This is a genomic window from Streptomyces sp. NPDC006174, assembly GCF_040614075.1.
Lineage (GTDB): Bacteria > Actinomycetota > Actinomycetes > Streptomycetales > Streptomycetaceae > Streptomyces.
Genome location: NZ_JBEXTJ010000019.1, coordinates 45,112 through 60,545, shown reverse-complemented (window position 1 = coordinate 60,545; position 15,434 = coordinate 45,112). Strand labels below are relative to the sequence as shown.

Sequence of the window (15,434 nt, the reverse complement as noted above, 5' to 3'; positions counted from 1 at the left end):
CCTCGGAGGTACCGCCCTGGTCGCCACCCTCGGAGGTACCGCCCTGGTCAGCACCGCCGATGGGGTTCTCACCGCTGGTGTTGCCCTCGACGAGGCCTCCGATGAGACCTTCCTCGGTTTCCACGGCCTGGGTGGTCACCTGCTCCTCGGGACCGTTCAGTGCCTGCGCCGCACCCGCGGCGGTCAACGAGGCACCTGCGGCGATAACCGCGCCGGCGGCTATCCGCGCGACGCGAACGCGCGTCTTCTTCGTCATCTGTTGCTACCCCCAGTAGCCGATCTCGTCATTGGAGCAGCCATATGCGGGCCACGGCCCTGCGGGGAATCGTCTCGGCGAGGCCACGTCGTGTCGTGGTCACCCCGCCAGCCCCCGGTTCACACTCGTCCCAGACATACGCATGCTGCTCCAGCACCCTGGCCAGAGTTAAGGATTCCGTCAAGGCCGTTCTGTGCAGTACGCACCCTTATAGGTGTTCTTGACGGCTATGCAGCAGCACGACTGTGACGCATCGGGCACAGCTTCCCCTCAACTCACCGCAGCCGGGCACCGACGAAGGAGGGCCCGGACAGAGAACTGTCCGGGCCCAACCTTCTTACCGCTGAGGCTACTTCTCGCGCTGCTTGCGCCAGCGGATGCCCGCCTCGACGAAGCCGTCGATCTCGCCGTTGAAGACCGCTTCGGGGTTGCCCATCTCGAACTCCGTACGCAGGTCCTTGACCATCTGGTACGGGTGGAGGACGTACGAACGCATCTGGTTGCCCCAGGAGTTGCCGCCGTCGCCCTTGAGCGCGTTCATCTTGGCCTGCTCCTCCTGGCGGCGGCGTTCGAGGAGCTTGGCCTGGAGGACGTTCATCGCGGACGCCTTGTTCTGGATCTGCGAGCGCTCGTTCTGGCAGGAGACGACGATGCCGGTCGGCAGGTGGGTCAGCCGGACCGCGGAGTCCGTGGTGTTGACGCCCTGTCCGCCCGGGCCCGAGGAGCGGTACACGTCGATGCGCAGCTCGGACTCGTCGATCTCGATGTGGTCGGTCTGCTCCACGACCGGGAGCACCTCGACGCCCGCGAAGGACGTCTGGCGGCGGCCCTGGTTGTCGAAGGGCGAGATCCGGACCAGGCGGTGCGTGCCCTGCTCCACGGAGAGGGTGCCGTAGGCGTACGGGACCTGGACGGAGAAGGTGGTCGACTTGATGCCGGCCTCTTCGGCGTACGCCGTCTCGTAGACCTCGGTCTTGTAGTTGTGCCGCTCGGCCCAGCGGAGGTACATGCGCTGGAGCTTCTCCGCGAAGTCGGCGGCGTCCACGCCACCGGCCTCGGCGCGGACGGTCACCAGCGCCTCGCGGGCGTCGTACTCGCCGGACAGGAGGGTACGGACCTCCATCTCGTCCAGCGCCTTGCGCACCGACTCCAGCTCGACCTCGGCCTCGGCCAGCGCCTCGGCGTCGCCCTCGTCCTCGGCGAGCTCGAAGAGGACCGCGAGGTCGTCGATGCGACCGCGCAGGGTCTCGGTCTTGCGGACCTCGGCCTGGAGGTGCGAAAGCTTGCTGGTGATCTTCTGGGCCGCGTCCGGGTCGTCCCAGAGGGACGGTGCCGCTGCCTGCTCCTCGAGCGCGGCGATGTCCGCCCTCAGCGCATCCAGGTCCAGGACGGCCTCGATCGACCCCATGGTCGAGGAGAGGGACTTCAGCTCTTCGGAAATATCGACGACTGCCACGGGTCCAGCGTAACGGCATGGCGGAAGAAGCTTGTCCTCCCCCGGGAACCCTCGTCCCGGCAGGAGGCCCTAGGGCGTCGCCGGGGCCGAGTTCTCGCTGTCCTGCGGGCCTGCCGGGTCGCCGTCGCCGCCGCCCGTGGCCAGCCAGCCGCCGACCGCCACGGCCCCGCAGAGCAGGACGGCCGCGGCACCGAGCGTGATCCGGCGCTTGCGCACGGCCGCCGCCTTGTTACGGGCGGAGCCGGGGCGCGGCTTTCCGGGCGCGCGCGGGGCCCGGGCGGTGCCGAGCGGGCCGCCGGCCAGCTCGTCCGGGGCCGGGACGCGCATGCTCGTGTGGGTGTCGCGGTTGGAGTCCGGGGGCGAGCCGGGCACCAGCGGCACGGCGCCGCGCCGGCGCGGCTCCTCGGCGGACGGCGTGTACTGCTGCTCGTCGTACGCGGCCGGCTGCTGCTCCTCGTCGCCGCCGGGCTCGTCCACGTCCAGCGGCGGGATGCCGGCCAGGAGCGGGAGGAGGTCGCGGAGGCGTACGGCCAGCTCGGAGGCGCGCAGCCGGGAGGCCGGGGCCTTGGCCAGGCACTGCACCAGGAGCTGCCAGAGCTCCTCGGGGATGCCCGGGAGCGGGACGACGGTCTCGGTGACGTGGCGGCGCAGGACCGCGCCGGGGTGGCCGCCGCCGAAGGGCGTGAACCCGGCGAGGAGCTCGTACAGGACGGTCGCGAGCGCGTAGATGTCGACGGCCGCGCGCGGTGGGAGGCCCTCCACGATCTCCGGGGCCAGGTAGTCCGGCGTACCGATGATCTTGGTGGCCTTGGTGCGGCGCGGGGTGTCGATGAGCTTGGCGACGCCGAAGTCGGTGAGCAGGGCCGGGTGGGAGCCGCCGGGGCCGAGCGGGCCCTCCATGTCGAGCAGGATGTTCTCCGGCTTGACGTCCCGGTGGACCACTCCGGCCTTGTGCGCGGCGGCCAGGCCGTCGGCGACGTCGGCGATGATCGCGACGGCGGCCTCCGGCGCGAGGCGGCGTTCGCGGTCCAGGCGGGTGCGCAGGTCGGTGCCGCGTACGAGGGTCATGACCAGCGCGAGGTCGTTGCCGTCCACCACGAGGTCCCGGACGGCGACCACGTGCGGGTGGTCGAGCCCGAGCAGAGCGGTGCGCTCCTGTACGAAGCGGCCCACGAGCTCCTGGTCGGACGCGAGGTCCTCACGGAGCAGCTTGATGGCGACCGGCCCCTCGGGCCCGTCGCCGAGCCACACCGTGCCGGCGCTGCCGCGCCCCAGGATCTGGCGGGCCGTGTACCGGCTGCCGATATTCCGTGCCAAGACTGCTCCCTCAGCGGCTGGCGGTGGACCCCCGGTCGACAAAGTTACGCGGCGTTCGGAGTGGTGCGTGCCCGGGATGGCGCCAACCTGCACTTCTCCGGGCCGAATCCGCCCGGAGAAGTCGACAAAGGGACAGAGTCGGGACCGTTGAGGCCCCTCGCCTGCGGCCGTCAGGCGCCGCTCGCGCCTCCGCCGCCGGTGGTCTCGCCGATCTTGGAGATCCAGTCGGTGACCGTGCCGATCGCGTCGCCGATGGCCTCCCAGTAGCCCTTGCCCTGGGCGACCCAGTCCTGGAGCGGGGTCAGCTCCCAGATGAGCCAGCCGGCGATGATCAGCAGCACCACGGTGAAGAGGCAGCCCTTCAGGCAGCCGAGACCGGGGATGCGCATCGGGTTGGCACCGCGCTGCCTCGGCGGACGCGGTTCGCGCGGCGGGCGCTGAGCGGGCTGCTGGGGCTGCTGCGGCTCAGGCGCGTACTGCCGGCGCTGGGGCTGCTGCGGGGCCTGGTAGCGCTGCGGCTGCTGTTGCTGTTGTTGCTGCGGGTACTGCTGCTGGAGCGGCTGCTGCCGGTGCTGCGGAGGCTGCTGGCGCTGCGGAGGCTGCTGAGGCGCCTGGCGCTGCGGGCGGCGGCGCAGCGGGTCCTGGCTCGGGTCCAGGTACTGCACCTGTGTCTGCTCGTTGCGGTCGCGGGCGGCCTGGAGCTGCGACTGCCAGGGGTGCGGGCCGTCCGGCTGCTGTCCGTCGGGGTGCTGCGGCGGTACGGGCGGCATGACGGCGGTCGGGTCGGCGTGGCCTTGGCTGCCGTGACCTTGGCTGCCGTGGCCCTGGTTGCCGGTCTGCGGGAGCACGCTGGTCGCGGCGGCCGGGTCGTACGAGCCCGCGTTGCTCGGCAGCACCTGCGTGGGGTCGGCGGCTCCGGGCGTATCCGGGACGGCGGTGGGCGCCGGGTCCGGCGCGAGCAGGGCGCCTACGCCGTCGGCGGCGGCGATCTGGGCCGAGTTGGCGTGGACGCCGATTCCGGCGGCGACCGTACGCAGGCCGCGGGCCAGGTTCTCGGCGCTGGGCCGGCGGTCCGGGTTCTTGCTCAGGCAGCGCTCTATGACCGTCCACAGCGGTTCCGGGACGGTGGAGGGGCGGCGTGGCTCCTCGCTGAGGTGGCGGTGCAGGACCTCCAGAGCGGTGCCGCCGGCGAACGGCGGGCGGCCGGTGACCAGCTCGTACAGCAGGATGCCGGCGCCGTAGATGTCCACGGCGGAGGTCTGCGGGCGGCCTTCGGCGGACTCCGGCGCCACGTACGCGGGCGTGCCGACGAACTCGTGCGTCCGGGTCAGTCCCGGGGAGTCGGCGAGGCGCGCGATGCCGAAGTCGGTGAGCATCGGCGTCATGCCGCCGTCGCGCTCGTCGAGCAGCACGTTGGCCGGCTTGAGGTCGCGGTGGACGACGCCGTCGGCGTGGCTGGCGGCGAGCGCGTCGGCGATCTGCGCGGTGAGCAGGGACGCGGCGACCGGCGTGAGCGGGCCGTTGGCGCGTAGGTAGCGGTGGAGGTCGGGACCGTCGATCAGGTCCATCACCAGGGCGAGGAGATCGCCTTCGACGACCAGGTCGCGGGTGCGCACGATGTTCGGGTGCGTGAGCCTCAGGAGGACCGAGCGCTCCCGCAGGAACCGCATCACGACGTCGGCGTCGTTGGCGAGCTCCTCCTTGAGGACCTTGATCGCCACGGTCTCGCCGGGCTGCCCGGCGACGGCCGCCTCGGCGCCCGCGGTCTCCCGCTGGCGGGCTCGCCAGACGGTGCCCGTGGCGCCGCGTCCGAGCGGTTCCTCGAGCAGGTATTTGCTGCCTACCGGCCGCACGTCATGCGCTCCCTGCTGATCGTGGTGCTTGCGGTCCCCCGGGCCCGCCCGGATGTTCCGGGCCACTCTAATGCCGTTGGACAAGAGGCCGGGGAGTCGCGTTTCGGGGGAAGACGCGCACACCGGACAGATGGTTGCCGCACACGGTTAACGTTCGGACGTCGGAGGCTCGAACGGCCGTGCCGTACGCCTGTGCGGAATGCGGCGGACAACCCTCGCCACCAGGGTCCGAGCGTCGGGAACCGGACGCAAGCAGGCACTTTTGCGCCCACAGCCGACCATTCAAGATCATTTAAAGGTGACCGCCGGGCGTGTTGTCAGTGGCAGGTGCGAGGATGCCTCCAAGGACGGATCTGACGGGTCGGGAGCCCGGGGTCCGTGACGACCTGTACGGACGACCTGTCCGTGCCGGGTGGGGGGAATCACAGGGCGTTTCCCCTGCCGGGCACCCCGCGCAGAAGGGACCGCCGACGGCGATGCAGATCCGGCTGACCGTCCTCGCGCCGCGCAGCGGCCAGACCCCGGCGCGCGCCTGCGACGTGCTCGTCACCGCTCCCGCCGGGACAGCGCTGGCCGCGGTCGCCTCCGGCCTGGCCCAGGCAGTCTCCGGGCCCGAAGGGTCCCAGGGCGGCGGGGCGGTGGTGCTGTTCGCCGGGCGGGAGCGGCTGGACGCCCACCGCATCGCGCTCGGTGAGCCGCCGCTGGTGGACGGCGCGGTGCTCTCGCTTCAGGTCCCCGGCGAGGACGAGGCGACGGACGACACCGTTCCGGCCCAGCTCCACGTGGTCGCCGGGCCGGACGCGGGCGGGGTCCACCTGCTGCACGGCGGCCGGATCCGGATCGGCCGCTCCGCCGAGGCCGATGTCCCGCTGGACGATCCGGACGTGTCCCGGCTGCACTGCGCGGTGACGGTCTCCGAGGACGGCCGGGTCGCGGTCGCCGACCTCGGCTCGACGAACGGCACCTCTCTGGACGGTACGGAGGTCCGCGAGCGGCCCGTCCCCTTCCCGTCCGGCGCGCTGCTGCGGCTCGGCGAATCGACCCTCCGGCTCACGGCGGGCGTGCGCACGGTGACGCTGCCGACGGCTCCGGACGGCGAGGGCCACCTGCGGGTGAGCCGCGCCGAGGTCGAGCCGTACGCGCCGGGTCAGGCCTCCGCCTCCGCGGCCACCGCTCACGCGTACGGCGACGGGCCGGCGGCCACGTATGAATCCCGGCCCGAAGCGGCGGCGTACGAGGAGCAGGGGCTTGGGTCCGGTCTCGGCGGGCCGGAGGCGGCCTCGTACCGGGGCACGCACGGCGGCCGGGAGCCGTTCGGTGGAGGCGAGGCGCCTCGGCGCGGCGGCATAGGCGCCTGGGCCCGGCGGCTCAAGGGCGGCGGTGGCCGGAACGAGCAGGCGCAGGGCGCGGAGCGGTCGGGCCGGGAGGCGTGGCAGGAGGCCGGGAGCGCCGCGTCCGGTCACTATCCGGAGGCCCCGGGCACAACGGCGTACGGCTACTCCGGCTCCTCCGGTCCAGGCGGTCCAGGCGGTTCGGTCGGCTCGGTCGGTTCGGTCGGCGACTCCGGTCACGCGCACCTTTCCTCCCCTTCCTCGCCGCTGTCTCCGTTCTCCGCCGTGCCGTCCGCGCCCGAAGGCACGTGGCCGGATCCGGCGGCGGTGCTGCTGACCGCGCTGGGCCCGGGGCCGCGGCTGTGGGAGCGGCACGACGGGCATCCGGAGGCGCTGGTGGTGCGGCTCGGGACGACCGACCGGGCCGAGGTGAAGTCGGTGCCGGTGACGGTGGGGCTGCGGGAGGCCGGTTCGCTGGGCCTGGCCGGACCGCGTGCGCGGCTGGCGGGGCTGGCCCGCGCCACGGTGGCGCAGCTCGCCGCGTTGCACTCGCCGTTCGACCTGGAGATCGTGCTCATCTCCACGGACCGCGCCCGCTCCTTGGAGGAGCGGCGGCGCGAGTGGTCCTGGCTCGGGTGGCTGCCGCATCTGCGCCCGATGCACGGGCAGGACTGCCGGCTCCTCCTCGCGTACGACCGTGAGCAGGCGGCCGCCCGGACGGCCGAGCTGGTCCGCCGCCTGGACGAGGGCCCGCTCGGTCCCGGCTGGCCGAACCTGGACCGTACGGAGGTGGCCGACGCGGCCCGCGCGCACAAGGGCCCGCACACGGTGGTCGTCGTGGACGGCGATCCCGGTACAGCGGCGCTGCGCGAGGCCACGGCCCGGCTGGCCGGCGCGGGAGCGGCGGCGGGCATCCACCTGATCTGCCTGGCCGAGACCCCGGCGGCCTCGCCGACCTCGCCGGTGGCCGCGACGTACGACGCCGCCTGCCGGGCCTCGATCGCCTTCCGCGAGTGCGGGGCGGTCGCGATGCTGAGCGGCGATGTGGCGACGGCGTTGCGCCTGCTGCGTACGGCGGGCGGTCAGGCGGCGGGCCACGGCACGGTGGCGGCGGTGGACGCGGTGTCGGCGGCCTGGGCCGAGCGGTTCGGCCGGGCGCTGGCGCCGCTGCGGGACGAAGGTTCGGCCGCACTGGCGGGCCGCCCGACGACGGCCGCGCTGCCGCCCTCGGCCCGCCTGCTGGACGAGCTGGGCCTGGCCCGCGCGACCCCGGCCTCACTGATGGCCCGCTGGGCCTCCACGGCAGAGGACCAACCGGGCGCCTCGGTCCCGCGTACCACCGCCGCGCCTCCGTCCCTGATGGACCTGGAGACCCCAGGCTCAGGCCGCACCTTGAGCACGGGCCCCCGAGTCGGCCCTCAGCGCACGGCGTCACCGGGCGACCGGGACTCGAGCCGTACGCCGTATCCACCGGCGGGCGAGGGAAGGGGCTCGGGGCGTTCGGCGTATCCGGGAGCCGACGGCCGGGATTCGACCCGTACGCCGTATCCGGCTGCCGACGGCCGGGATTCCAGCCGCACCCTGTACCCGGAGGGCCTGGACTCCGGCCGTACGCCGTACCCGGGCGTCTCGACCCACGACTCCAGCCGCACCGCCTCCCGGGTCGGCCCGCAAGGCGGCGAGGCTCAAGGGCAGGCCGGTCACACACCGCAAGCCGGGCGGCCCGTGCTCGTGCTCGGGGCCGGGCCTCGGGGTGCCCTCAGTGTCGATCTCGCCGACGAGGGACCGCACCTGCTCATCGAGGGCCCGGCCGGCAGCGGACGTACCGAGCTGCTGCGGGCCATCGCCGCCTCGCTCGCTTCCTCCGCACGGCCCGACCGGCTCGGCATCCTGCTGGTCGACGGCGCCGGCGGAAAGCCCGAGGAGCGCGGCAGCTCAGCACCGGGACTGCTCCCGTGTACGGAGTTGCCGCACGTCTTCACGCACCTCGTCGCCTCCGACCCGGTCCGGATGCGGGAGTTCGCGCAGGCCCTCGGTGGCGAGCTGAAGCGCCGCGCCGAGCTGCTCGGCCCGCTGGACTTCGCCGCCTGGCACGCTCGGTACGCGGAGGCGGCCGAGCAGGAGGAGCCCCGGCGGGTCGTGGGCCAGCGTCCGCCGAGCGGCGCCGAGCGGCGGGGCGACCTGGACTCCGCAGCCAGCGGTACGCTGCGGCTGCGCCAGGTCACGCCACGGGCGTCGGACCCGGGCCCCTCACCGCTGCCGCGCCTGGTCGTGCTGGCCGACGACTTCGACGCACTGGTCGCTCCGGGGCTCGGCAGCCCCGGCCGGCCCGCCGCCGGTTCCGTGGTGCGGGCGCTGGAGGCCGTGGCGCGGGACGGCGGCCGGCTCGGGGTGCACCTGGTCGCCACCTCGGCGCGCCCGGACCGCACGGAGGACACCGAGCTGGCCCGCGGAGCGAGGCTGCGCATCGTGCTGGACGCGCCGGTCCTGCCGCCTTCTCCGGACGAACCGGCCCCTGGCCGAGGCCGGTTGGGCCATCCGGACGGCCGGGTGACGCCGTTCCAGGGCGGCCGGGTCACGGGCCGCATCCCGCGTACGGCGACCCTGCGACCCACCGTCGTACCGCTGGAGTGGGAGCGGATGGGCGATCCGCCGACCCGCCGCCCGGTCCGCGAGCTGGGCAACGGGCCGACGGACCTGGCCCTGCTCGCCAGCGCCTTGGAGCGCGCGGCCCGTTCGGTCAACGCCGAGCGCCTGCCCCCGCTGATCCCGTTCCCGACGTGAGGCCACGAGCCTGACGAAAGCCTGATCCCGTACCTGACGTGAGGCCATGAACCTGCCGAGCTACGGATGCAGCCCCTGAGGCACACACCCGACCTGTCACTCCTGCTCCTGCCCGCCCGTCCCTCACCTCATTCCGCCACATCCGCGGCCATTCGCTGACGCCACGTCACGAGGCCATCACGATCACCGTGTTGGGCCGGACGGCGGTATTGCGGGGCCCGTGCGCCGGGCGTAGGACTGTGCGCACGGACGACGCAGCCCGGGCAACGACAACGAGGTCGGGCGCGTACGGAAGAGACGGGGCAGGAATGCGTACAACCCTTTCCATACGCAGGGCCGCACTCGTCTTCACGGCGGTCGGCGCGCTGGCGCTGACCGGCTGCGGGGACGGCGGCGAGCCGAAGAAGTCGGGCGACGGGACGGACAAGGGCACGGACAGCGCCCCCACCGTCACCCTGCCGAAGCTGGACGGCGAGGACATCTCCGTCGCCGCGGTCTGGACAGGACCCGAACAGGCCAACTTCACCAAGGTGCTGGGCGAGTTCGAGAAACGTACGGGCGCGAAGGTCACCTTCGTCCCGGCCCAGGACCCCATCGTCAACTTCCTCGGTACGAAGATCGCGGGCGGCCAGCCCCCGGACGTCGCGATGATCCCGCAGGTCGGCGCCATCCAGCAGGCGGTGGCCAAGAAGTGGGCCAAGCCGGTCGGCGACGAGGCGAAGGCGCAGCTCACCAAGAACTACGCCAAGGTCTGGCAGGACCTCGGTGCGGTCGACGGCACCCAGTACGGCGTCTACTTCAAGGCCGCCAACAAGTCCCTGATCTGGTACAACGCGGCGGCCTTCGACAACGCGGGCGCGAGTGAGCCGAAGACCTGGAAGGACTTCATCACCACCGCGGAGACCGTCTCCGCCTCCGGTGTCACTCCGGTCTCCGTGGCGGGCGCCGACGGCTGGACGCTCACCGACTGGTTCGAGAACGTCTACCTCTCGCAGGCGGGCCCGGAGAAGTACGACCAGCTGGCCAAGCACGAGATCCCGTGGACCGATCCGTCCGTCAAGGACGCGCTGACCACGCTGGCCGAGCTGTTCGGCAAGCCGGAGCTGATCGCGGGTGGCGCGGACGGCGCGCTCCAGACGGAGTTCCCGGCCTCGGTGACCCAGACGTTCACCGGCGACGACCAGCCCAAGGGCGCCATGGTCTTCGAAGGCGACTTCGTCTCCATCAACATCGCGCAGACCGAGGCGAAGATCGGTACGGACGCCAAGGTCTTCCCGTTCCCGGCGGTCGGCGCGGACTCGCCGGTGGTGACCGGTGGCGACGCGGCGGTGGCGCTGAAGGACAGCGAGGGCGCGCAGGCGCTGCTGACCTGGCTGGCCTCGGCGGACGCGGCGAAGATCTGGGCCGAGGCGGGCGGGTTCATCTCGCCGAACAAGTCCCTGGACACGGCCGCGTACCCGAACGACGTGCAGCGCACGATGGCCGAGGCGCTCGTCGCGGCCGGTGACGACGTCCGCTTCGACATGTCCGACCAGGCCCCGCAGTCGTTCGGCGGGACGCCCGGAAAGGGTGAGTGGAAGATCCTCCAGGACTTCCTGAAGAACCCGAAGGACATCGCCGGGGCCCAGAAGAAACTGGAGTCCGAAGCGGCCAAGGCGTACAAGAGCTGACGCGGTGGCGACCATGAACGCGGAGGGCGCAGGACCGGCGCCCTCCGCCTCCGCAGACACGGACCCTCGGACGCCGACGAAGAACAGGAGCGTGACCGGGACCCGCCGCCTCATAGCGGCGGCGTTCCTGCTGCCCGCGCTGGTGCTGCTCGGCGCGCTGGTGGTCTATCCGATCGGCTACTCCGTCTACCGGTCGTTCTTCGACCAGGCCGGTACCAGCTTCGCCGGGATCGACAACTACAAGGCGCTCTTCACCGACGACACGATCCTCACCGCGGTGAAGAACAACGCGATCTGGGTGGTGTTCGCGCCGACCGTCGCCACCGCGCTGGGCCTGATCTTCGCGGTGCTGACCGAACGGATCCGCTGGGGTACGGCGTTCAAGCTGATCGTCTTCATGCCGATGGCGATCTCGATGCTGGCGGCGGGCATCATCTTCCGCCTCGTGTACGACCAGGCGCCCGAGCGCGGAGTGGCCAACGCCGTCGCGGTGAGCGTGCACGACACGTTCAACGAGTCGGCGGGCTTCCCGAAGGCCCGGCCGTTGCCCGTCCATCCGCTGGAGAAGGGTGAGGGCGGGTCGTACGTCTCCAAGGAGCCGGTACGGGCCGGGCAAGCCGTCCAGGTGCCGCTGGTCGGCATCGCTCCGGCCAAGATGCCCGGCGATGCCCGTCCGGCGCAGGCGGACCCGGCTGCGGACGGCGACCGGATCACGGGCACGGCCTGGCTGGACTTCACCCGGGGCGGCGGCGGTAAGCCGAATGTCGTCGACCCGGAGGAGCTGGGCCTGAAGGGCCTGAAGGTGGAGGCGGTCAAGGACGGCAAGGTGGTCGCCACCGCGACCGCCGGCGCCGACGGCGTCTTCACGCTGCCCGCGTCGGCGGACGGAGCCCAACTGCGCCTGCCCGCAGACAACTTCCGCGAGCCCTACAACGGCGTCGACTGGCTCGGCCCGTCGCTGGTGACGCCCGGCATCATCGGGAGTTACGTGTGGATGTGGGCCGGGTTCGCGATGGTGCTGATCGCGGCCGGGCTGGCCGGCCTGCCGCGCGAGCTGCTGGAGGCGGCCCGGGTCGACGGCGCCAACGAGTGGCAGGTGTTCCGCCGGATCACCGTGCCGATGCTGGCGCCGGTCCTGGCGGTGGTGCTGGTGACGCTGATGATCAACGTACTGAAGGTCTTCGACCTGGTCTTCATCATCGCGCCGGGCTCCAGCCAGGACGACGCGAACGTCCTGGCGCTCCAGCTGTACCGCTCCTCGTTCGGCACGGACGCCGACCTGGGCATCGGCAGCGCGATCGCGGTGCTTCTGCTGCTGCTGGTGTTGCCGGTGATGTTGTTCAACATCCGGCGCATGCGGAAGGAGGCGCAGCGATGACGGAGCCGGCCCGCCCCGTGACGCCTCCCGGCCGGGGGCCCGGGGGTTGTCCCCCGGGAAGGCACAGCAACATCCGGCGCATGCGGAAGGAGGCGCAGCGATGAGCACACCGACGGAAGCCAAGGCCAAGCAGTCACTCGGCGCCCGGATCGCCACGCGTCTCGGCGGCGGCGTGATGCGGGTCTTCCTGATCCTCGTCGCGCTGTTCTGGATCATGCCGACCATCGGCCTGTTCCTCTCCTCGCTCCGCGGAGCCGAGGACATCGCCGCCACCGGCTGGTGGAAGATCTTCACCGCCCCGTCCGAGCTGACCTTCGACAACTACCAGCGCCTGCTGGACAATTCGACGATCACCGGCTCGCTCGTCAGCACCATCATGATCACCGTGCCGTCCACCGTCCTGGTGGTGGTGATCGGCTCGCTCGCCGGATACGCCTTCGCCTGGATGGACTTCCCCGGACGCGACTGGTGGTTCCTGCTGGTCGTCGGCCTGCTGGTGGTTCCCGTACAGGTCGCGCTGATCCCGGTCTCCGAACTCTTCGGCACCATCGGGATCTTCGAGACGACGCTCGGTGTGGTCCTGTTCCACACGGCCTTCGGGCTGCCGTTCGCGATCTTCCTGCTGCGGAACTTCTTCGCGGAGATCCCGCGTGAACTGCTGGAAGCCGCACGGCTGGACGGCGCCGGCGAGATCCGTCTCTTCACCCGGGTCGTGATGCCGCTCGGCGGTCCGGCGATCGCCTCGCTCGGGATCTTCCAGTTCCTGTGGGTGTGGAACGACATGCTGGTGGCGCTGATCTTCGCGGGCTCCGACTCGCCGCCGATCACCGTGGCGCTCCAGCAGCAGGTACGCCAGTTCGGCAACAACATCGACGTCCTGGCGCCCGGTGCCTTCGTGTCGATGATCATCCCGCTGGTGGTGTTCTTCGCCTTCCAGCGGCAGTTCGTCTCGGGCGTCATGGCGGGAGCGGTCAAGTAGCACCCGCGGCAACGCCCTCACGTACGACGGTACGTACAGCCGTACGTCAACCCGAAGCGGCCCGGTTCCCCGGAACCGGGCCGTTTCGGCGTGCGTTTCGCCCGAATGCCACGCCCGGCGTAACCCTGTCATTCCATCCGACGTTTGCGGGCCACCTGGTTCCCGCGAACGACCCATGGATGTGTAGTGCCCCGGTTCTCCGTCATCGTGCCCGCATTCCGGGTCCAGGCGTATCTGCACGCGTGTCTGGATTCCGTGCTGAACCAGTCCTTCAAGGACTTCGAGGTCGTCGTGGTCGACGACTGCTCCCCGGACACCTGCGGCCCGATCGCCGACGAGTACGCCCACCGGGACCCCCGCGTCACCGCGCTCCACCTCCCCCGCAACGCCGGCCTCGGACCGGCCCGCAACGCCGGTATGGAGCGGGCCACCGGCGACTACCTGATCTTCCTGGACGGCGACGACACGCTCCTGCCCGACGCGCTCCAGACCATCGCCGACCGGCTCGGCGCGACCGGCGACCCCGACGTCCTGATGTACGACTACACGCGAACGTACTGGTCGGGCCGGAGCGTACGCAACGTCCTCGCGGACCGGCTCGCCGAGCACGGCCCGGCCTCCTTCCGGCTGGCCGACCGTCCCGAGCTGCTCCAGCTCCTCATGGTCGTCTGGAACAAGGCGTACCGGCGTACGTTCGTCGAGGCCGAAGGCTTCACCTTCCCGCCCGGCTACTACGAGGACACGCCGTGGACCTATCCGGTGCTGATGTCCGCCGGGTCGATCGCGGTCCTGGACGCGGTCTGCGTCTCCTACCGGCAGCGGCGGCGCGGCAACATCCTCTCCACCACCAGCGAGAAGCACTTCGACATCTTCGACCAGTACGACCGGGTCTTCGCGTTCGTCGACGCACGGCCCGAACTGGCGCTCTGGCGGCCGGTGCTGTTCCGCCGGATGCTCGACCACTTCTGCGCCGTGTACGCCTCCCGGGACCGTCTCCCGCACCCTAGCCGCGCCGCCTTCTTCCGCCGGGCCACCGCCTCCTGCCGCCGCTACGCCACCCCCGGCGCCCCGGCGCCCCGACGCGCCCGGCTCCGCCACGGTCTGGTCCGGCTCGGCGCGCGCCGCACCTACCGGGCCCTGGCCGCGAGCCGGCGGATCGGCGACAGCCTGCGGCGCGGCACGGCGGCACTGCGCCGGGCGGTGCGCGGCGCGGTGCTGCAGGCGCACTACCGCCTCCAGCTCCGGCTGCCGCTGCGGCCCAGGGACGCGGTCTTCGCCACCGGCGGCGACGGCGGATACGCCGGTGAGCCGGCCGCGATCGAGGCGAAGGCGCGCGAGCTGGTCCCGGGCCTGCGGACCGCGTGGATCTGCCGTCCCCGTCACGCCTCCACCGTGCCGCCCGCCACCCGCACCCTCGCGCCCGGCTCCTTCGCGTACTGGTCGGCACTGGCCCGCTCCACGTACCTCGTGAACGACGGCGCCTTCGACCGGCGGCTGGTGAAGCGGCGCGGCCAGCTCCTCCTCCAGACCCACCGCGGCACCCCGCTGAAGACCGTCGGCACCGATCTCCTGGACCGGCCGGCGGCCGCCCGGTCCACCGACTTCGAGCAGCTGCTGCGCGACGTCGACCGCTGGGACTTCGCGCTCTCCGCCAACCCGCACTCCACCCTCGTACGGGAACGGGCCTACCCGTCCGGCTACACGACGCTCGAACACGGCTCCCCGCGCAACGACGTCTACCACCGCACCGGCCCCGCCGACGTGGCCCGCCTCCGCGAGACGCTCGCCATCCCGCCGGGCACCACGGCCCTCCTGTACGCGCCGACGCACCGCGACTACCGGCGCGTCCAGCGGCCCGCGCTGGACCTGGAGCGGCTGGTCCGGGTCCTGGGCCCGCAGTTCGTGATCCTGGACCGCGCTCCCGTCAGCGGCCGTACGCGTACGGCCCATCCCCGGATCATCGACGTCTCCGGCCATCCCTGCCTGGAGACGCTGGCACTCGCCTCGGACGCGCTGATCACGGACTACGCGTCGCTGATGTTCGCCTACGTCAACCTGGACCGTCCGGTCGTCCTGCATCTGGAGGACATCGAGGCGTACGAGGCGGCCCGGGGAACCTACTTCGACATCACGGCGTTCCCGCCCGGCGTCGTCGCGCGCAGCCAGGACGAGCTGTTCGACATCTTCGCCACGGACCACTGGCGGGGCTCACGCTCGGCGCAGCTGCGGGCGGCGTTCCTGGCCCGGTTCTGTCCGTACGACGACGGGCACGCGGCCGAGCGCGTGGTGCGGCGGGTCTTCCTCGGCGAGACGGACGGACTGCCGCTGCCGGTCCCGCCGCCGGCCCGCCGGACGGCCCTCCCGCCGCAGCAGCACCCGGCGGGCGCGCGGATGTCCCGGGGCTGAGCCG

The 15,434-nt window shown here is 72.3% G+C and carries 8 protein-coding genes and 1 pseudogene; 5 read left to right on the top strand and 4 right to left on the bottom strand.

Annotated features, from left to right (window positions below; translation table 11 throughout):
• The 4 genes and pseudogenes from ABZ267_RS31555 to ABZ267_RS31540 all read right to left on the bottom strand — a co-directional run.
• Nucleotides 1-256: pseudogene (locus ABZ267_RS31555) on the bottom strand (hypothetical protein); the annotation flags it as partial.
• Between the two features lie 349 nt (nucleotides 257-605).
• Nucleotides 606-1,712, bottom strand: coding sequence for a peptide chain release factor 2 (prfB, locus tag ABZ267_RS31550; RefSeq protein ID WP_356753985.1), 1,107 nt, complete (start codon nucleotides 1,710-1,712; stop codon nucleotides 606-608).
• 69 nt (nucleotides 1,713-1,781) lie between these two features.
• Nucleotides 1,782-3,029 carry a serine/threonine-protein kinase gene (locus ABZ267_RS31545; RefSeq protein WP_356753984.1) on the bottom strand — a complete coding sequence of 416 codons (1,248 nt, stop codon included), beginning with the start codon at nucleotides 3,027-3,029 and terminating at the stop codon, nucleotides 1,782-1,784.
• A gap of 170 nt (nucleotides 3,030-3,199) precedes the next feature.
• Complete coding sequence (locus ABZ267_RS31540; protein WP_356753982.1) at nucleotides 3,200-4,882, bottom strand: serine/threonine-protein kinase; 1,683 nt, start codon at nucleotides 4,880-4,882, stop codon at nucleotides 3,200-3,202.
• 476 nt (nucleotides 4,883-5,358) lie between these two features.
• Between ABZ267_RS31540 and ABZ267_RS31535 the strand changes: the two genes are divergently transcribed.
• From ABZ267_RS31535 to ABZ267_RS31515, 5 genes are all read left to right on the top strand, one after another.
• Nucleotides 5,359-8,997, top strand: coding sequence for an FHA domain-containing protein (locus tag ABZ267_RS31535; RefSeq protein ID WP_356753980.1), 3,639 nt, complete (start codon nucleotides 5,359-5,361; stop codon nucleotides 8,995-8,997).
• 308 nt (nucleotides 8,998-9,305) lie between these two features.
• The gene (locus tag ABZ267_RS31530) at nucleotides 9,306-10,667 is read left to right on the top strand and encodes an ABC transporter substrate-binding protein (protein WP_356753978.1); all 1,362 of its coding nucleotides are present in this window, start codon (nucleotides 9,306-9,308) and stop codon (nucleotides 10,665-10,667) included.
• Between the two features lie 91 nt (nucleotides 10,668-10,758).
• Entirely contained in the window at nucleotides 10,759-12,045 is a 1,287-nt protein-coding gene (locus ABZ267_RS31525) for an ABC transporter permease subunit (protein ID WP_356753976.1), read from the top strand.
• 100 nt (nucleotides 12,046-12,145) lie between these two features.
• A complete protein-coding gene (locus ABZ267_RS31520; RefSeq protein WP_356753974.1) occupies nucleotides 12,146-13,024 on the top strand; it encodes a carbohydrate ABC transporter permease in 879 nt (292 codons plus the stop codon).
• Between the two features lie 186 nt (nucleotides 13,025-13,210).
• Complete coding sequence (locus ABZ267_RS31515; protein WP_356753972.1) at nucleotides 13,211-15,430, top strand: bifunctional glycosyltransferase family 2 protein/CDP-glycerol:glycerophosphate glycerophosphotransferase; 2,220 nt, start codon at nucleotides 13,211-13,213, stop codon at nucleotides 15,428-15,430.
• The last annotated feature ends 4 nt before the right edge of the window (nucleotides 15,431-15,434 follow it).

Bases quoted from the DNA above. Each gene is read 5' to 3' on its own strand.
- ABZ267_RS31535 (WP_356753980.1), top strand. From the start codon at position 5,359: ATGCAGATCCGGCTGACCGTCCTCGCGCCGCGCAGCGGCCAGACCCCG.
- ABZ267_RS31530 (WP_356753978.1), top strand. From the start codon at position 9,306: ATGCGTACAACCCTTTCCATACGCAGGGCCGCACTCGTCTTCACGGCG.
- ABZ267_RS31520 (WP_356753974.1), top strand. From the start codon at position 12,146: ATGAGCACACCGACGGAAGCCAAGGCCAAGCAGTCACTCGGCGCCCGG.